The sequence below is a fragment of the uncultured Psychroserpens sp. genome (genome assembly GCF_947492715.1).
GTDB lineage: Bacteria > Bacteroidota > Bacteroidia > Flavobacteriales > Flavobacteriaceae > Psychroserpens.
In genome coordinates, this window is the sequence record NZ_CANLNS010000001.1 from 628324 (window position 1) to 653720 (window position 25397).

Consider the following 25397-nt stretch of genomic DNA (forward strand, 5'->3'; position numbering starts at 1 on the left):
TTTAAAGGTATTACAACACATTTAAAAGTTTAAGCGTTGTAAACCTTAAACAAACAAATTGTTTTTTATTTTTACAGCATTAATCTGTTCTATTTATGGCATCATCTTTTGATCAATATCAAAAACGAAAATTAATTTCCTCTTACTTCTCTGTAGTCATTAGTATCGCTTTAGTCCTGTTTTTATTGGGCTGTTTAGGTTTATTGGTTTTAAATGCCAAAAAAGTAGCAGATCATTTTAGAGAGCAAGTTGTGGTTACTATTTATTTGAACGACTCGGCAAAAGATGTAGAAGTTAATCAGCTTCAAAAAAGTTTAGCCATGGCAGATTACACCAAAGAGGCAAAATATGTATCGAAGGAAGAGGCCGCTCAAATTGTTAAGTCTGATCTTGGTGAAGATTTTACGGAATTCTTAGGGACTAACCCGTTACAAAATTCTATCGATGTATACTTAAATGCAGATTATGTAACTAACGAAACTTTAGATGGCATTACTGCCGAACTAGCTAACAAGGCGTTTATTGAAGACATTAAATATGATAATAACCTCGTTGAATTAATGAATGATAATGTCAAAAAGATTACGTTTTGGGTACTTATCCTTAGCGCTGTTTTTACGTTAATTGCAGTGTTATTGATTAATAGTTCCATACGATTGGCTGTATATTCTAAACGTTTTATTATTAAAACGATGCAAATGGTAGGCGCCACTAAGCGTTTCATTAGAAAACCCTTTGTATTTAAAAGTATCCAATTAGGAATTATTGGTGCTATAGTCGCCTTGATAGGTATGGGCGTTGTACTTTATTATCTCAATAAAACTTTTCCAGAGTTAGAATTACTTCAAAAACCTGTATTAATTAGCGCGTTATTTATTGGTATTTTTCTCTTAGGTATTTTAATTACTTGGGTAAGTACATTTATCGCAACACAGCGCTTCTTAAACTTAAAGACAGATCAATTGTATTATTAGATGGATAGGTCTTTTTTTAAGAGAGTATTTTGGGTTATTATAGCTATAGCCTTATACTTTTTTATAAACTCAGATTTAGGGAAAGCACTATTTTCAGATTACGAAGATTACAAACCATTTGACCTTGAGATTGTCCAAGTTCTTTATATTGTAATACCACTTGCTTTGCTTTCTGCAATCGTTATATTTTGGGTGTCTACTGAAAAGGATCTCTTTATTAGAATAGCAAAAAGTTTTGCTTATAGTATTTTTATCGGACTTACATTAGGAGTGATTATTGCCGCTTTCGACTCGGCTTTTGTATTTCAAGTCAATAGATTATATACAAAAAAAACAGTGCTAAAATCGTATAAAATAAAGTATATTAGAGACGTGGATGATACATTTGAAGTTACATTAAGAACTTCAAATAATAAAAATGGATTTACTGTTTTTAATAAATTCACTCCTGAAGATGAGTCTCGGTTACGCGAAAAACAAGTAATTACAATCGAAACAGGTGTAGGTCTTTTTGATAGACCCTTCTTATTTCATGGAAAACTAAAAACATATTAAAACATAAAACCAATGGCTGTAAAAAATCGTATTAATTTGTTCACATGCATTATTACAATGGCGTTGACTTTAACCTTAGTCACATCATGTAAAACAGAATCACCAGGATTGCCAGAAAGCTTTGATTATGGTAAGGTTGAAAACGGCGTGTATACTAATGACTATTTTAAGATGCGTGTTCCTTTTGATACAAGTTGGGACGTACAATCTGAAGAAGAACGAAAAGAGATTTCAGAGTACGGCAAAGAACTTGTTGAAGACGAAGATTTAAAACGCGCTATAGATGCATCATCTATTAATAACGCTAGTTTATTTACGGCATATCAATATGAACTAGGATCGACACTAGGCTACAACCCTTCTATATCCATTATTGCCGAGAATGTAAGTCAGCATCCACAAGTAAAACACGGACAAGATTATTTAAAAGAAGCTCAAAAAATAATGGAACAAATGCAAATGGATTATACTTTTAACTATCTAGATGCGCCTAAAACTATTGGGAATCATTCTTTTGATATGATGAATGTTGATGTAGACTATTTAGGTTCGGAGTTTCATCAACAGTATATGGCTACAATAACAAAAGGGTTTTGTTTGTTACTGGTGATTTCTTATGATACAGACGAACAACGTGAAGAACTTGAGGCCATGGTTAATCGCATTGTATTTACTGAAGGACAGTCTAAAAAGAAAAGCTAGACGTTATACTATATGGGATAAAAAACCGTTATCCTCGTATCAACCAATATCCTAGTCATGAAAAAACAGCGTTCTTTTTTTGTTCTAGCCCTCAGTCTTATTATCATAATTCTCTTATCATTTCATTCCTGCATCATTGAAAATCCGAAACCCGAAGAATGTGATGTTGAAATCGAAAAAATTATCAGCATTAAAGAAGGAACCTCCTTTGATATTATTTTTAGTGATGACCATGGAAATCACTACTATATTAATCGCGGATTAGAACGTGGGCTAAATTTAGATTCTCTTAACGCAAAAGTTTTAAATAAAACTGTTACTTTGCACCTACCAAAACTATTTTTTGGAACTTCAGAGCATATAGCACAACTTGCTATTGACGATGAAATTATTTTTACTGAGTTTAATACTGAGGCAAATAGCAAAGAGGATTAATATAAGATTATGGGAGAACAGAAACGTAAAGAAACTGCAAAAGGTGAATTTATCTTCGGAAAGAAAAACTATAAATTTATGCTTATAGGCTTGGCTTGTATTGCCATTGGTTTTATTTTAATGTCTGGTGGAGGTAGTGATGATCCTAATGTATTCGACCCTTCAATTTTTAGTTGGAGACGTATAAGATTGGCACCAACATTGGTCTTAATAGGATTTGGAATTCAGGTTTATGCGATTTTATTAAATCCTAACAAAGGATCTAAATCTTAAAAATCAACTCTTTTTAACAATAGCTGCATCTATTTTGATATTTTTGCCTCATGGATATCATCGATTCAATTGTATTAGGAATTATTCAAGGGCTTACCGAGTTTTTACCAGTATCTTCAAGTGGTCATCTCGAATTAGGTAAAGCCATTCTTGGAGATAATTCTGTTCCAAAAGAAAGTTTATTATTTACTGTAGTCTTACATTTTGCAACGGCATTAAGCACTATGGTTGTGTTTAGAAAAGACATTATAGATCTTGCTAAAGGGGTTTTAAAATTTGAGTGGAACGATGACTTAAAGTTTGTATCTAAAATCGCTTTATCTATGATACCTGCTGTTATCGTAGGTCTCTTTTTTGAAGATCAACTTGAACAATTATTTGGTGGCAACATTTTACTCGTAGGCTGTATGCTTATTGTAACTGCTGCGCTTTTGTTTCTAGCAGATAGAGCGAAAGACACCAATAAAAAAGTGAGTTTTTCTAATGCCTTTATTATTGGAATTTCCCAAGCCATTGCTATGCTCCCAGGTATTTCAAGATCTGGCGCAACCATCTCAACATCAGTATTATTAGGAAACGATAAAACCAGAGCTGCTCGTTTCTCTTTTTTGATGGTAGTACCATTAATTTTCGGGAAAATTGCTAAAGATATAGTAAGTGGAGATATTAGTTATGAAAGTGCCAACTTTACAACATTAGGTTTTGGTTTTGTTGCTGCCTTTATTTCTGGCTTATTTGCATGTACTTGGATGATAGCTCTTGTAAAGAAAAGCAAGCTCTCATATTTCGCACTTTATTGTGTTATTGTAGGTATCACAGCTATCATTTTTACTTTACTATGAAAACAGGAGAAGATTTCCAATCTGGAGAGGTTTTACTTATAGACAAGCCATTAACATGGACGTCCTTTCAAGCTGTAAATAAATTGCGTTGGGAGATTAGACAGGCTTTTAATATTAAAAAAATCAAAGTAGGACATGCTGGGACTTTAGATCCACTTGCCACAGGTTTATTGATTATCTGTACAGGCAAAATGACCAAACAAATTAATACGTTTCAGGGTCAGGATAAAGAGTACACAGGCACCTTTGTTTTGGGAAGTACAACACCATCTTACGATTTAGAAACAGAGATTAATGAAACCTTTCCTACTGAGCACATTTCCGAAGGTTTAATTCATGATACCGTTCAACAGTTTATAGGACATATCGAACAGTTTCCTCCTGTATTTTCGGCATTAAAAAAAGATGGTAAACGTTTATACGAATACGCTCGTGCTGGTGAACAGGTAGAGATAAAATCTCGAACAGTAAACATTTCAGAATTTGAAATCACAGCTATTGATGCTAATCATCTTAATTTTAGAGTGGTTTGCAGTAAAGGTACTTATATTAGGTCTTTAGCGCACGACTTTGGGAAAGCACTGAACTCTGGAGCACATCTCTCGGCATTACGTCGTACGAAAATTGGAACATTCGATGTGAAAAATGCAATAGCTCCAGAAGATTTTATTGCAAGACTCTCTTCGGAATAATTCTTGATATCTATTTTGCTTCTAACTAAAAAATTATGAAGCATCTTTATACACTACTTCTTTTATTTTATTTTACCGCAGGTTTTTCACAAGAAGAAGACAAGACGAACGGGTTATTTTATAAGGTCTCGTTATCTGCAACGTTAACCACTAACGATAATTATACTATTGCCAACGACGATGGCGAATCATTTATTAACCTCAACGGTCTTTTTATAAACAACACGATTGGCTATCAATTTGATACGAGATCCAGTATAGGACTTAATGTGGAATACGATCATTACATCGATCAAAATTTAAATTTCCTGCCAGTCTATCTCGATTTTACTTATAATATTTTGGATTTTGACGATCAAGTATTTGTTCGTGGTGGCTATGGAAAATTAGTCGATTTAGGAAAAGCCTTTGAAAATGGAAACACATATAAAGTAGGAATTGGTTATCGTGCTTATGATGATAATTTTAAAAACTCCTTTTTAATTGGTTTCGATTTTAGTAGGAAACGTTTTGGTTTTAGACAAACTGAAAAGCTCTCAAGCTTCGCCATTTTCCTCGAATTTATGCTCTTTTAATCCAATTTGCCTATATTGACGTATATATAAGACAAACTATATTTAAATTTTTGCCTACTTGAATTTTGTTGAAAAACATAAAGCACTACTTATAACGTCCTTAATTACAGGAACGATAGTTCTTGGTATGTTCAGTTTTCATATTAAGAAAAAGTCTGAATTTATAGCTGAAAGTTATTATGAAATTGAACCTCAAACCATTGAGGAACTCGAAAAATTGGAACGTCTAAAAGCATTAGAAGACAAGGAAAACGCTAATCCTAAAACCAACGAAGCCTTTAATGAGGATGAAGAGTTCAAGGAAATGATGCGTAATTTTAAATCTATGAATTCTCAGCCAGAAGAAGACACTTCTGATACACCTGACGAACCTATTGAAGACGCTTCAAATACCACAGATGATGTGATGACCTCTAATTCTAATTCGTCATACAGTAATTCTAAAAACTACGCTTTACAAGAAAAGGAAAGAAAAACGTTCAATAAAGCCAACGATATATTGGCAATGCATACACCTAAAGAAAGCACAAAAAACAGTAAAGGTAATGCCAATAGTAGTGTTTCATTTTCATTGACCAATCGTAATAAAGTAAAGTTACCACCTCCAGTATATTTATGTGAGGTAGGTGGAAAAATTGTAATAAATATTACGGTAAACGCTCAAGGTCAGGTAACCGACACTTATATCAATTCGTCTTCGTCTAGTAAAAATCAGTGTTTAATTGATACGGCTTTAGAATATGCTCAAAATGCTGTATTCTCTGATGCTAAACGAAAAAGTCAGATTGGTTCTATTACTTATTATTTCCAAGGCAAATAACTACACGCCTAAAAGCGCTACGATATCACTAATTATATTTTGACCTTTATCTTTGTTGTACCACACTTGTAAATCTTCTTTAAACTCTGGAGTTAACGTACCGTGTTCTTCTTTGTAATCGTTCACCAACTGAGTTGCCTTACTAGGTCTAGGTCCAAACGTATGCACAATTTCTTCTGTGGTATGATCAATCATAATCAATTTTGCAATGGCACGACCACCATTTGTTAAAAACTGATCCATTAATTCTTCATTCTCATCTCTAAATACCAATTTTAAATCGATGCCTTCCGATAAGTCTGCAAGTTTATTTAGTACAGGTATTACGTGCGCTGCATCACCACACCAACTCTCTGTAATAACTAACCAAGTCACGTGTCCGTCAAATTTGACTAATCGTTCTTTAATCTCTTCAGATACTTTAACCGTTTTATCCCAACGTTTCATTCGTCTATCGTTAAGCATAGTATAATTAACCAATGCATCGGTTTTCTCATTTCCGCTTGTAGAGCCATCCTCAACATATTGATGCACGAGTGTGCGATAATCTTGATACGAAATTCCTTTTTTCAAGCTCTCGGTTATAATGTCTTTTACTGTTATATGTTCCAATGTTGTCATAGTATTTATTTGTGCAATTTAAAGTAAACAAATGCAATGAAAAATGATTTTAATCATGAAATTATTCAAGCACATTACATCGTGTAGACATAAGACGTATTATTAACAAAAAACTTACTACTTTTAAAGTTCAATACAATTTATTATGACTAAACACAGATGCGGTTGGTGTGAAGGAAATACACTTTATGAGGCTTATCACGATGAGGAATGGGGCGTACCTGTTCATGATGACGACACTTTATTTGAATTTTTAATATTAGAAACATTTCAGGCGGGTTTAAGTTGGATAACCGTTTTAAAAAAACGTGAAAATTTCAGAAAAGCATTTGATCATTTTGACTATAAAAAAATTGCCAAGTACAATCAGAAAAAAATAGACAAACTACTTCAAAATGAAGGTATTATTAGAAACAAATTAAAGGTAAATGCCACAATTACTAACGCGCAAGCCTTTATGAAAATACAAGACGAATTTGGCTCGTTTTCAAAATACATTTGGGATTTTGTAGATGGTAAACCTATAAAGAATCGTTTTGAAGATTATAGAAAAGCACCTGCTAACACGCCACTTAGCGATGCTATAAGTAAGGACTTAAAAAAACGCGGGTTCAAGTTTGTGGGCTCGACAGTCATATATGCCCATATGCAAGCTACCGGAATGGTAAATGATCACGAGGTTAATTGTTTTAGATATAACGAGGTTTGATTTATTTTAAATAGGTCATAAACTCTGCTCTAGGCATGTCTTCTGCTCCTAAACTATCTAAGTGATTGGTATATACTTGACAATCTATTAATTTGTAGTTAGAGTTTTGAATAAAAATGATAAGTGCAACTTTACTGGCATTACTTACTTTACTAAACATACTTTCGCCACAAAACACCCCATTACCAACATCTATCCCATATAAACCACCTACAAGCTCATTATTTAACCATACTTCAACCGAAATGGCATACCCTAATGTATGAAGTTGGGTGTAAGCAGATTTCATACTAGGCGAAATCCAGGTCCCTTGTTGCCCATAACGTTTCATTAAAGCACAATTACTTATAACAGCTTCAAAATCTTTGTTTATAGTAACTTCAAAACTGGTGTTTCTTAATACCTGTTTCATACTTTTAGATACTTTTATGTTCTGCGGAAAAAGGACAAAACGAGGATCTGGAGACCACCAAACAATGGGTTCTTCATCATCAAACCAAGGGAAAATACCACTTTGGTATGCTAATAGTAGTCGTTCAGGTGACAAATCACCGCCAACTGCTAGAATCCCTTCCTTTGTAGCTTCGGATACATCTGGAAACGCTATGTCTTGATTAAGAAAATGCATGTGCTTACTATAACGTTGTAATTATCTATTTGTATGTTAAATCTGGCTTTAAACTTTGAAAAGTATTCAATTTTCGCCATATTTGAAATGACCTTTGTGAATTAAATTTTGTTCATCATTGCTTTTTTTTGAGTTTGTTTGTAAAGGTCAAACCTAAAACCACAATACTAAGTCCCGAAATTTTCGGGACTTTTTTTATAAAAAAAACCTCAATGCTTATTGAGGTTTTTTAGTTTAATAGTGATGAACACCATATTTGAATTAGCTCTAATTAGAATGGCAGATCATCGTGATCTTCTTCATTTAAATTTGTTGCAGGCTCAAAAGCTTCGGTTGGTGCCACAGGAGGCATGTTTCCAGCTTCTGCTTGTAATGCTTCAATTCTCCACCCTTGTATAGAGTTAAAATATTTGGTTTCGCCTTGAGGGTTTACCCACTCTCTTCCTCTTAAATTGATATTTACTTTTACAGATTGCCCAACTTGATATGTGTTTAATAAATCTGTTTTGTCTTGAACAAATTCAACCAAAATATGCTGTGGATATTGTTCTTCTGTCGTTACTACCAATTCTCTCTTTCTAAACCCATTACTTCCAAACGTCTGAGTTTCTCCAATCATTTTGATTTTTCCTTGTACTTCCATTTTGTATTTACTTATATTTAATTTAGATTGTTTTTAATATTTAAGACAAGAGCAATTTCCAAGCGCTCTCTACATCACCATAGCTCAAATAATTTCTGGCTATTTTATGTTTTTCGCGGTGAGACATATTTTTAATATTTGGATAACGTTCACTCACATTAGTTATAAATTCGTCTATTTCAACTTGTTTTGGCAAGGCTTCCACATTTCCAAGCATACCAAGATCATTACCAGTTAAAATCATACTGTTTTTGATGGCAGGTGGCATGGCATCAACCCCTATTCCTAAAGTCGAAATAGGCTTTGGGATTTCAAAAAAGCCTTTTCTTGCTCTATTGTAATAACTTCCTCCTGCTCTAGCAACTAAGTCTAATCTTTCTTGAATAATAACATCTTGATCATCTAAAACCTCATCAGAGATATGCAGTTTTACAACTTCACAAATCACTAAATTACCTGCTCCTCCTTCGGTTCCCAAATGCACAATTTCATTAACTTTACATTCAAATTGAACTGGAGACTCGGCAACTCTAAATGGCTTTACAATATCAGATGCTAACATCGTTAGTCCAGCTTTATCAAACTCATTAACTCCTTTTGCATACTCTGTACTACTCAACGACATTTGTTGTACAATATCATAATTAACAACATTAATCACCACTTCTTTTGTCGCTTCAACATTTTCTAAAGTGTGTTTTATGGTATTATTTCTCACACGACGTGCTGGAGAAAATATCATAATTGGCGGATTAGCGCTAAACACATTAAAAAAACTATAAGGTGATAAATTGGGTTTGCCATCTGCATCCATTGTACTCGCAAAAGCAATAGGTCTAGGCGCCACAGCACTTAATAAGTAACTATGTAATCGTCCTGTTGAAATGTCTTTTGGTTTAAAAGATGCCATTTTGTTATTGTTTTTACCCTAAACGTAGCCGTTTCAAGATATTGAAATGCAAATGTAACCATATTGATAGTGTTATAAAAATGAATTCACTCTATCTCAACACAATATTATTAACATAAATCCTTTATATTTAAAATTCAAAAATATAGTTAATGGCCGTTACCATAAACCGCAATATGATACGATGGATTATCATCGTTACTTCATTTATTATAATCTCTCTTATTCTCTGGAATACGTATGTGTTTTTCCAAAATTTTAAAGCAGAAGAACGAAGTAAAATGGAAATAAGTTCATCTGCTCAGCGCGACATATTTAAAGCTCTAGAAGAATCAGACATGAATAATAGTGATGATGTGCTTGCCGATTTAGATCTTGCTTTTGAAGTCTTAGACAACAACAACACCACACCAATGATTCTTATTGAAGCAGATTCGATATTAGTGAATTTTAGAAATATTATTAAAAAAACTGAAGCTGATTCCATACATAACATCAAAGAATCTGAATATGTAAATCAAAATTTAAAAATGCTCATTTCTAAATATGGTAAAGAAAATAAACCTATTGAAATTGAAAATAATAATAAAACCATCTACTATGGGAATTCGCCTTTATTAAATAAACTGAAATATTATCCACTGGCCCTATTGTTAATTATTATTTTATTTGCTGCTGTTGCTTACTTCTTTTATAAGAGTTCAAAAACGGCAGATCAAAATAAACTCTGGACAGGTATGGCAAAAGAAACAGCTCATCAGATAGGAACACCTTTATCGTCATTAGTGGGCTGGACTGAAATTTTAAGAAGCGAAAGCGTCAATCCCGATTATCTCATTGAAATTGAAAAAGATATCACAAGATTACAAACTATTACGGATCGTTTTAGTAAAATAGGGTCTGTCCCAACACTTAAAAAAACTGATATTGTTCAAGAAACAATAGAATCTTTTGAATATCTTAAGGCACGATCGTCGAAGTTAATCGATTTTGAAATTACAGCTCCGGAAAAAGAACTTCCTGTAAATCTAAACAAGCAATTATATAGCTGGACTATCGAAAATCTGGTTAAAAATGCCATAGATGCCATGAAGGGAAAAGGCGCATTAAAACTTGCGATATCTCATGATGATAAATACGTAAAAATAACTGTAAAAGATACAGGTAAAGGCATTTCGAAACAAAATTTCAATTCGGTTTTTCAACCTGGTTTTACAACTAAAAAACGTGGTTGGGGACTAGGCTTATCTTTGGCCAAACGCATTATTGAAGATTACCATAAAGGAAAGATTAAAGTTCTTAATTCTGAAATTGGTAAAGGAACAACAATGCAAATTTCATTGAAATTGTTATCTTAGTTGTAGACCATGAAAGCACAACAATATTTTACATTAAAAGAAGTTCAACTCAACAACAATTGCCCAGAGTGTTATTCTAATGAAGGGCTGCAATTAACCTTTAAGCAGCGTTTTGTTGAAAACGCATTTTACAAGGCAATAACAGGAGAGACCATTCACGAAATGTATTGCAACACTTGTAATACTAACATTTTCCCTGTACGTTGGACCAACGATATTGAGCAAGTAGTAGCTTACCAAGAACGCGCAATAAAAGCTAAACCACAATCTACAAAACTGAAAAAATTAGCTTGGATTTTAATTATTGCAGACGCATTATTGATACTTATTGTGGTTCTTTTTGTGACTGGAGTGTTATCATTTTAACTACAAAAACGACGCAATTTTATTTGCAGTAGCTTCAAACTCTTCTTTGGTTAAAGCTGTTTTATCAATAAATCGTGCATCTTCCATAGTATTAAGTGGGATTAAATGTACATGCACATGCGGAACCTCCAACCCAATAACAGTCATCCCAACGCGCTTACAAGGCACAGCCTTTTCAATGGCCAACGCCACCTCTCTGGAAAATGCCATCAACCCAAGATAGGCCGTTTCATCTAAATCAAAAATTTTATCAACTTCTTGTTTTGGAATACATAATGTATGCCCATTAGCATTAGGATTAATATCTAAAAAGGCGAGATAATCTTCTGTTTCTGCTATTTTGTAACAAGGGATGTCGCCACTAATTATTTTTGTAAAGATAGATGCCATGGCACTGAAGTATTAGAGTATATGTAAATATAAAAAGATTCCTCTTTTGAAGGAATCTTTTATCTATATATTAACAAGATTAATCTATTATCTTGATATTTCTAAAATATCAAATTTCATAATTCCATTAGGCACTTGTACTTCTGCAACTTCACCAACAGACTTTCCTAAAAGTCCTTTTCCTATTGGAGAATTTACAGAAATTTTACCAGAAGCTAGATCTGCTTCACCGTCGGCTACTAAAGTATAAGTCATTTCCATTCCATTGGTTTGGTTTTTTATTTTCACTTTAGATAGTACTAAGGCTTTGGATGTATCCATTTGAGATTCATCAATAACACGTGCTCCTGCTAAGGTTTCTTCTAATTTAGAAATCTTCATTTCTAACATACCCTGAGCTTCTTTGGCTGCATCGTACTCTGCATTTTCACTCAAGTCACCTTTATCTCTAGCTTCTGCAATAGCTTGAGATGCTTTAGGTCGTTCTATATCTTTTAACTGTTGCAGCTCGTTTCTTAATTTTTTTAAACCTTCGGCCGTATAATAAGATACTTTACTCATAATTCATTCGTTTAATAATAAAAAGATGCTGAAATCTAAGAACTAGCATAAGCTAAACTCGTTCAGCATAAAAAAAATCTCGCTATCACGAGATTGAAATACAAAGATACAAAATATTTAATTCAACATTTAAAATATTGTAACTTGCAGCCCATATTAAACCCATAGCATCTAAAATTAGTTATTTATAAATGAACAACATAAAAAAAATATCAATCATTTTATCTCTTCTGTTGATAACGAACTGCGGAAGTGACGACAGAATAAATAATTGTAATTTCTTACTCAACGTTGGTGTTAATGCATCGCTTAATTTAAACTTACCAGAATTTAGTCAACTTATGTTTATTAGTAATTCGGTATATATCCCTAATCAAGGAAATGGAGGGGTTTATGTAACAAATGTTGGAAACGGTAATTATCGTGCCTGGGACGCCTATGACCCTAATCATGCGCCTTCAACTTGCTCGTTTTTACAAAGAGATGGTGTAAATGTAACTTGCGGCTGTGCTGATGAGAATGAGTACAGTTTGTTTACAGGGCAGGCCATTGGAGATCCTTTACCTTGCGGACTTAAAGAATACCGTGTCACAGTTTCTGGTAATACTTTGGTGGTTAGCAATTAATTCAAAGTTTAATATAAAATCAATAAAAAAACTCCCAATTAACAATTGGGAGTTTTTTTATAAAGTCAATTATAGTTTTAAAATTTCAGAGTAACACCTATTAAAAAATTTGTAGTAGCTTGAGGATAAAATCCGGAGAAATATCCAGTAGTTGTTCCTGTTGGACTCGAAGCATCATCAAAATCGAACGATCCAAAATAGCCATTTGACACGTATTTTTCGTTAAATATATTGTTAACTAAACCTGAGAATACAACCGACTTAAATATTGATTTTGACTTCCATTCATAGGTAATATTTAAATCATTAACAAAGTAGTTATCTAATTTAGAATCTGGGTTTTCAGTATTTCCCATAAATTGATCGCCAACAAATTTGCTAAGTAATGCCATTTGAAAACCTTCCTTTGGTTGAAACACAAAAGCGTTAGCAGCAACCAATTCTGGAGAGAAAGAAATATCTGTTTTTCCTAAATCTAATAATACACCATTCACAGATTCGAAGGTTTCCTTGTTTTTATTAGAACTAATTGTAAAGTTTGGTTGTACCGAAAATTTATCAGTAATGGCAATTGCCGCATCTACTTCTAAACCTAATCGGTAACTATCACCATTATTTGCTCTAATTGGATCTCCAGTTGTATCTATTTGACCTGTTAAAACCAACTGTTCATTATACAACATGTAGTAAGCATTCACGTTCAATCTAAATTTCTGATCGTTATGTCTCCAACCTAATTCGAAATCATTAAGTTGTTCTGGTTTTACCGTTGCATTATTCTCAAAATCACTTCTATTTGGTTCTCGATTTGCTCTGGCATAAGAAAAATACAAACTATTAGTTCCATTAACTTTATAGGTAATTCCTGCTTTTGGGTTAAAGAAACTATAGCTTTCATCAATATTAAACGGAATTCTATCTGAAGTTAAACCTGAAGTTTCATAACCAACCAATCGTAATTGTAGATCACCATACAAACTCACTTTATCATTAACACGATATGTGGCTTTTGTAAACAAACTCCAATCTGTTTTTTGACCATTTCCTTCATAATAGCGATCTCTTATTTCACTATCACTAGCAAATTCTGCCCAAATAATTTCACCAAAATGGTCTCCATCATAGAAGCTGTAAGAGCTTCCAAATATTAAATTAACCTCATTGTTTTTATAGTTTGCACTTGCGTTTAACACATAGAAATCGTTGTCCAACCATCTACGTCTAATTAAGTCGGTTGTGTTAACCGTTTCTCCGCCAATCTCTAGAGGTGTCAGGTCATAGTCTGAAAAATCTTCATCTTCCCTATATTGCTCAAAATAGCCTCTTCCGTAGGTATAATTTAGACCAATGTTGGTAGACCATCTATTGTTATAACGTTGATTCCAATGCAATTGATAATGATCTTGATTATAGTTATCAACCTCATTATCATAGAAACGCGTATTTCCGTTGGCATCGGTATACATCCCTGAAGGGTTAAAGGTTCTGTTATTAGTTAAGGTTTCGGCATCGATACCATTCCAAGCCTGATAAGTAACTTCTTTCCCTCCAAAAGTAATGGCCTTTATCAAGGTGTTATCATCAATATAAGACCCTTGCAAGAAGTATGATTTTAAATCGGTTTCTGCTCTGTCGATATAGCCGTCGGATGTGATATTTGACAAGCGACCAGCAATTTCGATGTGCTCATTTAGTAACCCAGTGCTAAACTTTACAGTATGTTTTCTTGTATTATAACTTCCAAAGGAGTTAGAAATTTCTCCATTAGATGTTGTAGAAACGGCATCTGTTAATACATTGATACTGGCACCAAAAGCACCAGAACCGTTGGTGGATGTGCCAACACCACGTTGAAGTTGCAAACTTTCTACAGACGAGGCAAAATCACCGAGATTCACCCAAAAAGTGCCTAAAGATTCGGCATCATTGTATGGAATTCCATTGATCGTTACATTTGTAGATTGGGCGTTAATACCACGAACACGAATTCCTGTATACCCTACTCCTGCTCCAGCATCTGTAGTAGTAACTACAGAAGGTAAATAGTTTAAAAGCACAGGAATGTCTTGTCCTAAATTGCGCTTAGCCAATTGTTTTTTCGTCACGTTGCTATGCGTAATTGGTGACGTAGCTACTACTCTAACAGCTTTAACAAGGACTTCGTCTAACGTTTGTGGTTCTTCAGTAAGTTCAACATCTAAACTCAGATCTTTACTTAAATAAAATGATCGTTCTACCTGTTTTGGTCCTAAGTAACTAAAAACCAAAATGTACTGTCCTTCTTCTAATTGTAATTGGTATTTTCCTTCTAAATCAGATTGGACTCCGGTAGTTGTACCTTTAACTATAATACTAACTCCAGGTAAAGGTTGAGTATCTACTGTAACCACTCCGGAGACAGTAAATTTTTCTTGAGAAAATGCACCAGATGACAGTGCAAAAAGACATAAAAAAGCGAATAAATTTTTCATACGACTATACGTAAATAATCGAATAAAAAGAGGTCATTATTCTTGGTTAATACTATTAAACAATTGTTACGTGAAACATAGTTTCACTTTTGCACTCGCTAAAAAGGTCTACTAGACCTTTTTTACGCTCGCTTCCTAAACAGCATTACCTGTTCTAGGTTCAATGGGTATGATCTCAGCCGATAATAGGCACCCCTTTTTTGAGAACGTTGCAAAGATAAAATAGATTTATCATTTGCCAATCAAGATTTTTGTTTTTTTTAATTAATCAATTTGCGGTGGTTTGCGACTGGCCTTCTTTTCTGAATTTTTGCGTTTATTAGAAAGCCTCTTTTTTATAACAGCCTTAGGTATTTTGGTAGGAATGCGTTCTTTTTCTTCAAGGAGGTTTACTTTTAATAATTCTAAAAAACGCTGGATAATAATGGCTTTATTTCGAAATTGACTTCGACTTTCACCACACTGCATAATTAATATATGATCTTTTGACAGTCTTGTTTGAAGATTAATCTTAAGTCGTTCCTTTTGTTCAGCCGAAAAAATTTGAGACTGCTCTAAATCGAAAGTCAATTCTATTTTAGACGACGTTTTATTTACATGTTGACCGCCAGCTCCAGAGCTTCTAATCGCCTTAAATCTCAACTCATTCAATATGGCTTGTTCATCAAACATTTTATTTAATTTGATGTGGCGCCTTTAATAAATCGTTCACCGTTTTTACAGGATTAAATGTAATTAACGGTACTTCTACAAAAATTGTATTCCAATTGGCCATACTACCATTCCATAATCCGGGAAGTTCAAGAGCTTTTAAATCTTTCCCTGTTTTGGTTTTCATAGAAATGAAAGCAGCTTTGGTGTCAACAAACTTTCTTAGATCAAACTTTTCACCTTTATAGTTTTTAACGCTACAAACAAGGTCTACAGGATTAAAATGTGTTGCGCCCTTTAAAATATCTTTTTGCTGCTTACTCTTTTTATTTATTTGTGCCGACTCTACAATTTGAAGTGATACATTTCCGCTTTCATCTTTTACCCAAAATGGACCTCCTCCAGGTTCTCCTTCATTTTTTACCATACCACATACTCGAATTGGTCGGTTCAATTTTTCAGCCAGATATTCAATTTGATATTTAAGAGAGTATTTTTCAAACTCAGAGCTAATTTTCACACTCATTCTATTGATTAGAAACTCGGCTATTTCAATAAGTTGATCTTCTGCAGGATTTTCCTTTTCTAATATGTTTAGATATTTAAAGGCCTGTTCTTGAATGTCTATTAAAATCCCAGCCAATATCTTCTTGTGCTTAGCAACTTCGGTCTTATACTTATAAGTTACGACGTTATCTATGTTTTTAATAAAAATAACATCGGCATTTAAATCATTTAAATTTTCAATAAGAGCGCCATGGCCAGAAGGTCTAAATAGCAATGACCCATCATCATTTCTAAAGGGTTTATTTTTGGGAGTCACAGCGATTGTATCTGTGGATTCTTTTTGATAAGAGAACGAAATATCAAACTTTGAACCTGTTTTATCTTCAACTTTTTTCTCTATTCGCGAGAATTCTTCATCAAACTTATGATTATGTTTTTCTGAAATCGTGAAATGTAATTTCGTAGCTTCATTTGTTGAAGAGTACAATGCCGACTCGTATAAATGTTCTTCAAATGCAGTTGAAACCACCTGATTTTTATACTCATGAAAAGGTAACAATCCTTTAGGGAAATTTCCATAGTCTAACTTATCGCTATCTAACATCATTTGAACAAATTTAAATCCTTGTTCGTCAATAGATAGGTCATCAAAATTTGGATAGGCCTCCTTTAGTCTTTCTCTAACAATATTGTAAAAAGGGAGTTTTTCTAAACCAATAAAAAAAATCGATAAATCTTTACCTTTATGTGTGTTTATATATGAATTGATACTCTCTTTTTCAATATCATACTCCTCTAAAAAAGGAAAAAGAAATTTAAACATTCGCGTTGCCGCACCAGATGCTGGCACAAATTTCAATATAGAAATACCATCTTTTTTTGCTTCAAAAGATGTTATATATTCTTCGGCATGTTGCGTATTTATTTTAAGAATTCCATTACTTATCGTGGCTTCAGAAACCAAGTTTGCAAAAGGGAGTCCGTTTTGAAAAAGTTTAATTTGTTGATGTACTTTTTCTAAGGTTAATCCTTTATTCTCTATTTGTTTTATGTCTTTTTTAGAAAAATTCAATTTGCTTTTTTTAAAAGTTCATCTATATGTTTTTTACAAGTCTCTAACCGTTCTTCAAACCTCCCTTTTACCACAATGTAAGGCTTTTTAGCATCAATTAAGGCTTGTTCAAAACGATTAAACAGATTCAATCTATTATGAGGTTGATCTCTAATGTCATCTGCCTCCCAAACCGTGTCAATATAAGTTAAAAAATACAAATCGTAAGTATTTTCGAGTGCATATTTTTTGATGATATCTGGGCAATATCCATCATAATAAAATTGAGAATATACTTGAGTCTCTAGTAAATCGGTATCGCAAACAAGGAGTTTATCTGCGTTCTTCAATTGTGCATTTTCCAATTGCATCTGGCCTATGGCAATGGGTAAAACATCGTCTTTTGAAAGCAACTCATTGTTGTCTGCTTTTTTTTGAGCATACTTACGAGAAAACTCTTCCACATAAACCGTATTGTAGTGTTTGGCTAATGCTTCCACCAAAGATGATTTACCTGTAGATTCTGGACCAAACAACACAATTTTTATACACTTTGTGTTAAGGCCACTGATTTGTTTAAACGTTTCTTCCATGCTAAATAGCCAAAAATGGCAATAAAAGTAAATCCGAAATATTGCAGACTTGTAAAGGTAAAACCTTTATAGAAATAAAGCGGTACAGAAATAATATCTCCAATAATCCAAAATATCCAATTTTCTAATTTTCGTCTTGCCATTAACCACATCCCAACAAAAAATATAGCCGTAGTAATGGTATCAACATAAGCTACCCAACTTGTCCATTTATCAAAAGATTTATAAATAACAAAAACGAACAACAAAGTGGCTATAAAAATCAAAACGCTTATACGTTTCTCCTTAAATGTCGTTCTAGAAATAGGTGTTACATGAGTTTCATCTACTTTTCTAGTCCAAATGTACCAACCATAAACGCTCATAATAAAATAGTAGGCATTTATCATCATATCTCCCAACAACTCCCATTTTATCAATAGATACACAAAAATAGCAGTACTTATCATTCCCGTTGGAAACACCAATATTTTATTTTGCTTAGAGAACCACACCGACAGGAATCCAAAAAAGACTGCTACAATCTCCAATACAATATCAGTAGTTGAATATGTACTGTATTGTCCAAATAAAACTTCAAAAATGTGGTTCATAATCGTGGCGATCAGATTTTACAATTTTCATAAATAATAATCCGTGTTCAATTAACTTAAAAGCGTCTTTTATTTCAGACGTCAATATGGTCATCACCTCATCATAGTTACCATAGACTTGTGTACTAAGCGGATTTTCAAGTACTTTTAAACCTGAAGCTCTTAACTTTGTTATAAACTGAATAATTGCAGGCTCATAGTTGTCATGCAATGGTGTTAGCGTTAATTCTACTGATATTTTCACGTGCTTTTTATGGTCTTAGTTCATTAAAAAAGGATACATCGTTTTCAAAAGCGGTACCAATAACTACGAGGTCGGCTCCATTATTGTATGCCGTTTCCAATTGTTGTTTTGATTTAATCCCTCCGCCAACAATGAGTGGCACTTTTAATTCTTGTTTCACAAAACTAATCATTTCTGCTGTCAAAGGATGGAGAGCTCCACTACCTGCTTCGAGATAAATTAATCGCATTCCTAGAAGCTCTCCTGCTTTAGCTGTATCGACAATTTGCAGAATATTTTGTCTCGACAAAGGTTTCGTTTTTGTCACCTTTTCAACGGCTGTTTGTCTTCCGCTTTCAATCAAGATATAACCTGTGGGAATCACCTCTAAATTAGAATTTTTTAATTTGGATATTGCTTGAATATGCTTTCCTATAAGGTACTCAGGATTATCACCAGAGATTAGTGCCAAGAACAATAATGCATCTGCATAATTTGTTAATTGAGTCACATCACCAGGAAAAAGCACTATAGGTAAATCTGTGTATTTTTTTACTTCAACAACAAGATTTTCGGTAGCATGATTGTCAACAATACTACCACCAACAAAAATGTGAGTAGCTATAGATTCATTAACTTTTTTAATAAAACCAGAGGCCATTTCAACCGTCATTTTATCAGGATCAATGAGCACAGCCAATAGTCGTTTACCTTCAGAAATAGAGCTTAATATGTTGCTATAAATCTCCTTCATTTAAGTAGTAACAAAAGCACAAGTAAATCCTTCAAACTCCAAGAAACGTGTGTTGTATCTATATTTTTTATTCTCATAATCTATCCACGCCATAGTTTCTCCATCTTCTAGCATAAACGGAATCACCAAAAAATGTTCTCTAAATAACATGCCTGGTGTAGCAAACAACTTATAAAGAGACTCTTTAATTCCCCAAATTATGGTCAACTTTTTAATGTAGTTGTCATCTGAATCAGACAAATACTTGAACTCATAATCCACAAACTTCTTGGCGATAATAGCAATTTTTTCTCGTTGCTTTTCAATATCTATTCCAACCGCATTATCACTAATAATGACACCAGAAAATGTAAACGAATGTGTAATGGAAATATGTTTACCATCTTTTAAATGCGGCTTTCCATTGTCGTCATAATATAAATCCTGATCTGTGTACCCAAAATCTCTTAGAAGATGTCTCACGCTTAGAAACCCACGTTGATGCAATTCGCTTTTCATTCCTAACACACGATTTAGGCTATTGAGTTTTAGATCTAAGGGTTTGATTAATGCCTCATAAGACTCTGTAATCTTCCAGATTTTAACAGTAGTTTGTGAGTTTGGTTGAATAGTTTTATAAAGTGGCATTTAATTATCTGAAACTTAATGGTTATCTTTGCAGCGCCTTAGGCGAAATTCACATTTTTAGACAAGCGAATTTAACCAATTTTAATCTCTAAAAGGTGAAGTATTTTAAAAATTAAGAAAGAATAAAAACAAACAAATGGATAAAACAACGACTTACGTGCCTTACAAAGTAAAAGATATGTCTCTTGCTGCTTGGGGAAGAAAAGAAATTGAATTAGCTGAAGCTGAAATGCCAGGACTTATGAGTCTTCGTGAAGAGTATAAAAACGCTCAACCTTTAAAAGGTGCTCGTATAGCTGGATGTTTACATATGACGATTCAAACGGCTGTTTTAATTGAAACATTACAAGCATTAGGTGCCGAGGTTACTTGGAGTTCTTGTAACATTTTCTCGACACAGGATCAAGCTGCCGCTGCTATTGCAGATGCAGGAACGCCTGTATACGCCTGGAAAGACATGACTGAAGAAGAGTTTGATTGGTGTATTGAACAAACTTTATTTTTTGGAGAAGACCGCAAGCCTTTAAATATGATTTTAGATGATGGTGGTGATTTAACGAATATGGTATTAGACAAATACCCAGAGTTAGCTGATGGTATTAATGGTTTATCTGAAGAAACAACTACTGGTGTACACCGTTTGTACGAGCGTGTTAAGAATGGAACTTTACCAATGCCTGCGATTAACGTTAACGATTCTGTTACTAAATCAAAGTTTGATAACAAATACGGTTGTAAAGAAAGTGCTGTAGATGCGATTCGTCGTGCAACAGATGTTATGCTTGCTGGAAAACGTGTTACTGTTTGTGGTTATGGTGATGTAGGTAAAGGAACAGCTGCTTCTTTTAAAGGTGCTGGAAGTATTGTTACAGTTACTGAAATTGACCCAATTTGTGCATTACAAGCTGCAATGGACGGTTTTGAAGTTAAGAAATTAGAAACTGTTGTTGGAAACTCTGACATTGTTATTACAACAACTGGAAACAAAGATATAGTACAAGCACGTCACTTTGAGGCATTAAAAGATAAAGCGATCGTTTGTAATATTGGTCACTTTGATAATGAGATTGATATGGCTTGGTTAAATGATAATCATGGTCATACAAAGAATACGATTAAGCCTCAAGTAGATAAATACACTGTAAATGGTAAAGATATTATCATTTTAGCTGAAGGTCGATTAGTAAACTTAGGTTGCGCAACAGGTCACCCAAGTTTTGTAATGAGTAACTCATTTACAAACCAAACCTTAGCTCAAATCGAATTATGGAATAATGTTGATGCCTACGGAAATGAGGTATATATGTTACCTAAGCATTTAGATGAAAAAGTTGCAAAATTACACTTAGAAAAAATTGGTGTTGAGTTGACAGAACTTCGTCCAGATCAAGCTGAATATATTGGTGTAACACCTCAAGGACCATTTAAGCCTGAGCATTACAGATACTAATAATAGTTCTATATTAAATATTAAAACCCTTACAGCGATGTGAGGGTTTTTTAATTATGAAGTTCTCGATACATCCCAACTTTTGGTTGGGACACTCGAACTGACGTCGTAAGTTATTTTAACTCTTCTATAATTATTTGTCGTCACTTCGAGTGATGACGAAGTATGAGTCATTGTATCGAGAAGTTAATACCCAGTAACCAACAATCGCTTCGCACCTTTAAGTCCGCATTTTTGATAATGATTATAGGCTTTTGCAGCACGCTCAGTAATTTGAGTATCTGATTCATTTAGAATCCAACCATCAATAGCCCATTTTAAGGTATAGGCTTCTGGTGCCATCAAACCTGTTGTCCAAACTAAGGGATTCGCCTTGGTTTGCTTAAGATAAGGTTTAAAAAAATCTTTACTAATACATGCCAGAATAATAGCATCGCGTTTATGTTCATTAGCAGGTTTAAAATTTCCTTCAACATCAAACTCCATCAATCCATCATGACCAATGTAAGATAATAGCTGAGCATCACCTCCAAACTTGAGCGTTTCTGTTTTGTGTTTTACCTTAACAGGATTTCGTCCTGCCGAGGCTTCCAAAAAATCGATTGTGGTTTGCTTAATGTACTTTCCGTCGTAAGCATCTGCTAAAAGATATGTATTCGTGGCTTTGTGCTTAAACAATACGCGTTCTAGTATATGATTCCCTATATCTTTTTCCGAAGACAGTAAAGTCCAATCTTTACTATTCTTAAAGTGGGTTTTTACACCATATAATGCCGACCAGTATAAATTCCCTTTAATATCTTGACCATTACCCAATTTTGCAGGAACAGGCACAATACCTTGATTAACATTATCACATAAAGCGACAAAAACATGAATGGTTTTAGGATTGGTTTGCGACAAGGCAGTCCATGATAATAGAACAGAAATAAAGAGTACTAGTGGTTTCATAAATAAAGAACGTCATTATAGGAGTTTATAGTATAGTACAAAAAAACCATCCTATTTCTAGAATGGTTTTTCTTTACTATGTACGTGCTGTTATTTTTTCTTTGGATGCACTAGTTTCATTTCATCAATAAGGCGTTTAGCTCCAGCATACTTATCTACTATAAATAAAACATAGCGTAAATCAACCATAATATTTCGGCAAATTTCAGGATCGTAATAAATATCACTCATGGTACCTTCCCAAACGCGGTCAAAGTTTAATCCCACTAGATTGCCTTCGGCATCAATGGCAGGACTTCCAGAGTTCCCTCCAGTAGTATGATTTGTTCCTAAGAAACAAATTGGGAGCTTTCCGTTCTTATCAGCATATTGCCCATAATCTTTAGCGTCATATAAATCTCTTAGCTTTTGAGGTACATCAAATTCATAATCGCCTGGCACATACTTTTCAATGACACCATCTAAATACGTCACAGGATCATAATATACAGCATCACGAGGCGCATACCCATTTACTTTTCCGTAGGTCACACGAAGTGTACTATTAGCATCAGGGAAATAGCGTTCTTCTGGCATCACTTTCATTAAAGCTGTCATATACTTCGTTTGAAGTGCATTAATCTGCGTATTGATTTGCTGAAATTCTGGCTCTAATTTGGTATAAAATTCCTTGATTAAAGGTTTCGCATATTGGTAAGCGGCATCATTATTTAATTTTTCAAGAATTTCATCACCAGTTCCCTCTAATAATTTCGACGCGCTATCCATATCTGTGAAAGCTGTTTTATCATAAATTGAAGCATCAACCGTACTCGTATATAATGGCATTACCGCTTGATAAACACCTTTATCTACATTAACGTTATAGTTTTTATGTATACGCTTCAAACGGTTTTTAAAACTTTCTACAGCTTTATCTAGATTGTTAGGATTAGCGATAATAGCTTGTTCCATTTGAAAAGCTCTAAACGCCATTTGCATCAATTCATTGGTTCTAAAAAAGACTTCAATAAAGTTGTTTCGCTTTACATTTACAGCTTCAAATTCATTGTACAAACGACTAAACTCTGGTAATATAGTTCCATATTCGGTTTCCATACCTTTTGCCTTTAAGGCCTTTGTAAAATCACTTTCAAATTTGCGTTTAATGGCAATGGCACCACTTTTTTGAATTCCTAAGTTTTCACCAATCCACTTTTTCCAAGCATTAGCAATTCGTGCTTGCTTTGATGCGTACTGAATTCTAATCTGGTCATCTGCTTTCATATTAGCATCAATTACTTTTAAAGCAGCTTCTCTAATTGCAATATTTGATGGATTTACTTTTTGTGTAATTTGCTCTATAGCCACAGCTGGTAAGTATTCATTAGTACGACCTGGAAATCCAAAAACCATTGTAAAGTCACCTTCCTCAATACCATCTAATGACACAGGCAAGAAGTGCTTAGGCTTATAAGGCACATTATCTTTACTATACTTTGCTGGACGATTGTTTTTATCGGCATAGATTCTAAACATTGAAAAATCTCCTGTATGTCTTGGCCAAACCCAATTGTCTGTATCGCTACCAAATTTACCAATACTACTTGGAGGAGCACCTACTAATCGCACATCTTCAAAGCGCTCTGTTACAAACAAGTAATACGCATTACCTTTATAAAAAGGTCTAATTTTAATACCTTGCCAGTCTTCTTTTTGTGTTGCTTTTACAACGGCGTTTCTATTAATATCAATTTTTGATTGCCTAGCTCTAGGGCTCATCTCATTGGTTACACCTGCCAACATCGCATCTGTAACATCTTCAATTCGTACTATGAATTCTACAAAAAGACCATCGTTTGGTATTTCTTCCTCTAAAGTCATTGCCCAAAAACCATCCCTTAAATAATCATTTTCTAATGATGAATGTGATTGAATCTGACTAAATCCGCAATGATGATTTGTTAGGAGTAGTCCTTTAGGAGAGATAACCTCACTAGTACAACCACCATTGAAATGTCCGATGGCATCTTTAAGGCTAGAATTATTAACGTCATAAATATCCTGTGCAGTTAACTTACTGCCTAAACTTTGCATTTCATCTTCATTCATTCCTTCTAACAATGAAGGAATCCACATGCCACCTTGTTGGGCGGTCATTTGAAACGCAATAAAAAAGAAGATAATTTTTAGAAATCTCATAGTCAATGATTTTAAATTTGAATGTTTGTAAAGATAAAAAAGTTACGCAAAGTAATTCTAATGAGCAGGTACATTCAAACGTTCATTTAAAATCCAGCTTTTTATCAGTTTTTTGTTTGTAGATATTTCAGCAAATACATAAATGTTTGAAGAAAAACAAGGCGATTTTTCGGCATCTTCTATCATCACCTTATCATCGTAATAACTTGAATGTAAAAAGTAAAGTTCTTTATCTTTTAGTATTACATAACCCACATGATTATCGAGGCCAACAAAATAAATACCATCAGTATATACAGCATTAATTTTTTCTTTTAAGGCTTTAAACGATAGATTAGAAAAAATCTTGAGATTGGCTCTTGGTTGCAACATTCTGGCTTCGGTCAAACCTGCCTGTTGCGCCATTTTGTATCGATTTAAGTTAAACCCTAAATGCTTTAATGTGGTTGAAACAAAATAACCGCATGCAATTTCACCTTCATTTGGCGTATTGGTATGACCATTAAAATCCCACTCGGTTCCGTACCAATGTGGCACTATAGTATTCACTAATTTAGAATAGACATACTTTGCGGCCGAGTCAATTGCTTTTTCTGGATTGGTTTGATACAAACGGTTGAAATTAGTTCTATCATTTTTAATAGCACTTAAAATGGAAATGTAGT

Annotated in this window: 31 protein-coding genes; 14 read left to right on the plus strand and 17 right to left on the minus strand. The window is 33.8% G+C overall.

Annotated elements, in window-relative coordinates:
* Window positions 1-95: 95 nt before the first annotated feature.
* The 9 genes from Q0787_RS02885 to Q0787_RS02925 are packed head-to-tail and all read left to right on the plus strand — an operon-like array spanning window position 96 to window position 5868.
* Window positions 96-974: a permease-like cell division protein FtsX gene (locus tag Q0787_RS02885; protein WP_298900718.1), complete on the plus strand. Its 879-nt coding sequence runs from the start codon at window positions 96-98 to the stop codon at window positions 972-974.
* Window positions 975-1529, plus strand: coding sequence for a hypothetical protein (locus tag Q0787_RS02890; RefSeq protein ID WP_298900719.1), 555 nt, complete (start codon window positions 975-977; stop codon window positions 1527-1529).
* 12 nt (window positions 1530-1541) lie between these two features.
* Window positions 1542-2231, plus strand: a complete 690-nt coding sequence (locus Q0787_RS02895; RefSeq protein WP_298900720.1) for a hypothetical protein — start codon at window positions 1542-1544, stop codon at window positions 2229-2231.
* 57 nt (window positions 2232-2288) lie between these two features.
* Window positions 2289-2666, plus strand: coding sequence for a hypothetical protein (locus Q0787_RS02900; RefSeq protein ID WP_298900722.1), 378 nt, complete (start codon window positions 2289-2291; stop codon window positions 2664-2666).
* A 9-nt stretch (window positions 2667-2675) separates the two neighbouring features.
* Entirely contained in the window at window positions 2676-2939 is a 264-nt protein-coding gene (locus tag Q0787_RS02905; RefSeq protein ID WP_298900723.1) for a DUF3098 domain-containing protein, read from the plus strand.
* Window positions 2940-2989: 50 nt separating this feature from the next.
* Complete coding sequence (locus Q0787_RS02910) at window positions 2990-3781, plus strand: undecaprenyl-diphosphate phosphatase (protein WP_298900724.1); 792 nt, start codon at window positions 2990-2992, stop codon at window positions 3779-3781.
* Window positions 3778-4473, plus strand: a complete 696-nt coding sequence (gene truB / locus Q0787_RS02915; RefSeq protein WP_298900725.1) for a tRNA pseudouridine(55) synthase TruB — start codon at window positions 3778-3780, stop codon at window positions 4471-4473. Before Q0787_RS02910 ends, truB begins: the two co-directional genes overlap by 4 nt.
* Window positions 4474-4508: 35 nt before the next feature.
* On the plus strand, window positions 4509-5048 hold the full coding sequence (locus Q0787_RS02920; RefSeq protein WP_298900726.1) for a hypothetical protein: 540 nt from the start codon (window positions 4509-4511) through the stop codon (window positions 5046-5048).
* A gap of 58 nt (window positions 5049-5106) precedes the next feature.
* Window positions 5107-5868: an energy transducer TonB gene (locus Q0787_RS02925; RefSeq protein ID WP_298900727.1), complete on the plus strand. Its 762-nt coding sequence runs from the start codon at window positions 5107-5109 to the stop codon at window positions 5866-5868.
* Here Q0787_RS02925 and Q0787_RS02930 read toward each other — a convergent pair whose 3' ends face one another.
* On the minus strand, window positions 5869-6489 hold the full coding sequence (locus Q0787_RS02930; RefSeq protein ID WP_298900728.1) for a thioredoxin family protein: 621 nt from the start codon (window positions 6487-6489) through the stop codon (window positions 5869-5871). It lies immediately after the preceding gene.
* Between the two features lie 145 nt (window positions 6490-6634).
* Here Q0787_RS02930 and Q0787_RS02935 point away from each other — a divergent pair, with 145 nt between their 5' ends.
* The gene (locus Q0787_RS02935; RefSeq protein WP_298900729.1) at window positions 6635-7198 is read left to right on the plus strand and encodes a DNA-3-methyladenine glycosylase I; all 564 of its coding nucleotides are present in this window, start codon (window positions 6635-6637) and stop codon (window positions 7196-7198) included.
* A 1-nt stretch (window position 7199) separates the two neighbouring features.
* On the opposite strand, the gene aat is transcribed toward Q0787_RS02935, so the two are convergent.
* The 3 genes from aat to Q0787_RS02950 form a co-directional block, all read right to left on the minus strand.
* The gene (gene aat, locus Q0787_RS02940) at window positions 7200-7826 is read right to left on the minus strand and encodes a leucyl/phenylalanyl-tRNA--protein transferase (protein ID WP_298900730.1); all 627 of its coding nucleotides are present in this window, start codon (window positions 7824-7826) and stop codon (window positions 7200-7202) included.
* A 271-nt stretch (window positions 7827-8097) separates the two neighbouring features.
* Window positions 8098-8469: a DUF3127 domain-containing protein gene (locus Q0787_RS02945; protein WP_298900731.1), complete on the minus strand. Its 372-nt coding sequence runs from the start codon at window positions 8467-8469 to the stop codon at window positions 8098-8100.
* Between the two features lie 40 nt (window positions 8470-8509).
* Entirely contained in the window at window positions 8510-9379 is an 870-nt protein-coding gene (locus tag Q0787_RS02950; RefSeq protein ID WP_298900732.1) for a flavin reductase family protein, read from the minus strand.
* 152 nt (window positions 9380-9531) lie between these two features.
* On the opposite strand from Q0787_RS02950, the gene Q0787_RS02955 reads away from it, so the two are divergent.
* Together Q0787_RS02955 and Q0787_RS02960 are read left to right on the plus strand one after the other, a co-directional pair.
* Complete coding sequence (locus tag Q0787_RS02955) at window positions 9532-10737, plus strand: HAMP domain-containing sensor histidine kinase (protein WP_298900733.1); 1206 nt, start codon at window positions 9532-9534, stop codon at window positions 10735-10737.
* 9 nt (window positions 10738-10746) lie between these two features.
* Window positions 10747-11103 (plus strand): hypothetical protein, encoded by a 357-nt coding sequence (locus Q0787_RS02960; protein WP_298900734.1) that lies wholly within the window; start codon window positions 10747-10749, stop codon window positions 11101-11103.
* Here the strand turns inward: Q0787_RS02960 and Q0787_RS02965 are convergent, their stop codons facing one another.
* The gene (locus Q0787_RS02965; RefSeq protein ID WP_298900735.1) at window positions 11104-11493 is read right to left on the minus strand and encodes an HIT family protein; all 390 of its coding nucleotides are present in this window, start codon (window positions 11491-11493) and stop codon (window positions 11104-11106) included.
* An 87-nt stretch (window positions 11494-11580) separates the two neighbouring features.
* Window positions 11581-12054: a transcription elongation factor GreA gene (gene greA / locus Q0787_RS02970; protein WP_298900736.1), complete on the minus strand. Its 474-nt coding sequence runs from the start codon at window positions 12052-12054 to the stop codon at window positions 11581-11583.
* Window positions 12055-12245: 191 nt separating this feature from the next.
* Here greA and Q0787_RS02975 point away from each other — a divergent pair, with 191 nt between their 5' ends.
* Window positions 12246-12680, plus strand: coding sequence for a hypothetical protein (locus tag Q0787_RS02975; protein WP_298900737.1), 435 nt, complete (start codon window positions 12246-12248; stop codon window positions 12678-12680).
* A 77-nt stretch (window positions 12681-12757) separates the two neighbouring features.
* On the opposite strand, the gene Q0787_RS02980 is transcribed toward Q0787_RS02975, so the two are convergent.
* From Q0787_RS02980 to Q0787_RS03015, 8 genes are all read right to left on the minus strand, one after another.
* Window positions 12758-15151, minus strand: a complete 2394-nt coding sequence (locus Q0787_RS02980; protein WP_298900738.1) for a TonB-dependent receptor — start codon at window positions 15149-15151, stop codon at window positions 12758-12760.
* A gap of 264 nt (window positions 15152-15415) precedes the next feature.
* On the minus strand, window positions 15416-15823 hold the full coding sequence (gene arfB / locus Q0787_RS02985; RefSeq protein WP_298900739.1) for an alternative ribosome rescue aminoacyl-tRNA hydrolase ArfB: 408 nt from the start codon (window positions 15821-15823) through the stop codon (window positions 15416-15418).
* Window position 15824: 1 nt separating this feature from the next.
* A complete protein-coding gene (locus Q0787_RS02990; RefSeq protein ID WP_298900740.1) occupies window positions 15825-17381 on the minus strand; it encodes a DUF4301 family protein in 1557 nt (518 codons plus the stop codon).
* Window positions 17378-17953: an ATP-binding protein gene (locus Q0787_RS02995; RefSeq protein ID WP_298900741.1), complete on the minus strand. Its 576-nt coding sequence runs from the start codon at window positions 17951-17953 to the stop codon at window positions 17378-17380. Before Q0787_RS02995 ends, Q0787_RS02990 begins: the two co-directional genes overlap by 4 nt.
* Window positions 17905-18546 (minus strand): nicotinamide riboside transporter PnuC, encoded by a 642-nt coding sequence (gene pnuC, locus Q0787_RS03000; RefSeq protein WP_298900742.1) that lies wholly within the window; start codon window positions 18544-18546, stop codon window positions 17905-17907. Before pnuC ends, Q0787_RS02995 begins: the two co-directional genes overlap by 49 nt.
* Complete coding sequence (locus Q0787_RS03005; protein ID WP_298900743.1) at window positions 18530-18790, minus strand: hypothetical protein; 261 nt, start codon at window positions 18788-18790, stop codon at window positions 18530-18532. Before Q0787_RS03005 ends, pnuC begins: the two co-directional genes overlap by 17 nt.
* A gap of 7 nt (window positions 18791-18797) precedes the next feature.
* The gene (locus Q0787_RS03010; protein ID WP_298900744.1) at window positions 18798-19523 is read right to left on the minus strand and encodes a geranylgeranylglyceryl/heptaprenylglyceryl phosphate synthase; all 726 of its coding nucleotides are present in this window, start codon (window positions 19521-19523) and stop codon (window positions 18798-18800) included.
* A complete protein-coding gene (locus Q0787_RS03015) occupies window positions 19524-20150 on the minus strand; it encodes a 4'-phosphopantetheinyl transferase superfamily protein (protein WP_298900745.1) in 627 nt (208 codons plus the stop codon). It lies immediately after the preceding gene.
* Between the two features lie 136 nt (window positions 20151-20286).
* Here Q0787_RS03015 and ahcY point away from each other — a divergent pair, with 136 nt between their 5' ends.
* Window positions 20287-21600, plus strand: a complete 1314-nt coding sequence (gene ahcY, locus Q0787_RS03020; protein ID WP_298900746.1) for an adenosylhomocysteinase — start codon at window positions 20287-20289, stop codon at window positions 21598-21600.
* Between the two features lie 186 nt (window positions 21601-21786).
* Here ahcY and Q0787_RS03025 read toward each other — a convergent pair whose 3' ends face one another.
* The 3 genes from Q0787_RS03025 to Q0787_RS03035 all read right to left on the minus strand — a co-directional run bounded on the left by Q0787_RS03025 (window position 21787) and on the right by Q0787_RS03035 (window position 25344).
* Complete coding sequence (locus tag Q0787_RS03025) at window positions 21787-22551, minus strand: hypothetical protein (protein WP_298900747.1); 765 nt, start codon at window positions 22549-22551, stop codon at window positions 21787-21789.
* A 90-nt stretch (window positions 22552-22641) separates the two neighbouring features.
* Entirely contained in the window at window positions 22642-24732 is a 2091-nt protein-coding gene (locus Q0787_RS03030) for a S46 family peptidase (protein WP_298900748.1), read from the minus strand.
* Between the two features lie 57 nt (window positions 24733-24789).
* On the minus strand, window positions 24790-25344 hold the full coding sequence (locus Q0787_RS03035) for a hypothetical protein (protein ID WP_298900749.1): 555 nt from the start codon (window positions 25342-25344) through the stop codon (window positions 24790-24792).
* Window positions 25345-25397: the final 53 nt, after the last annotated feature.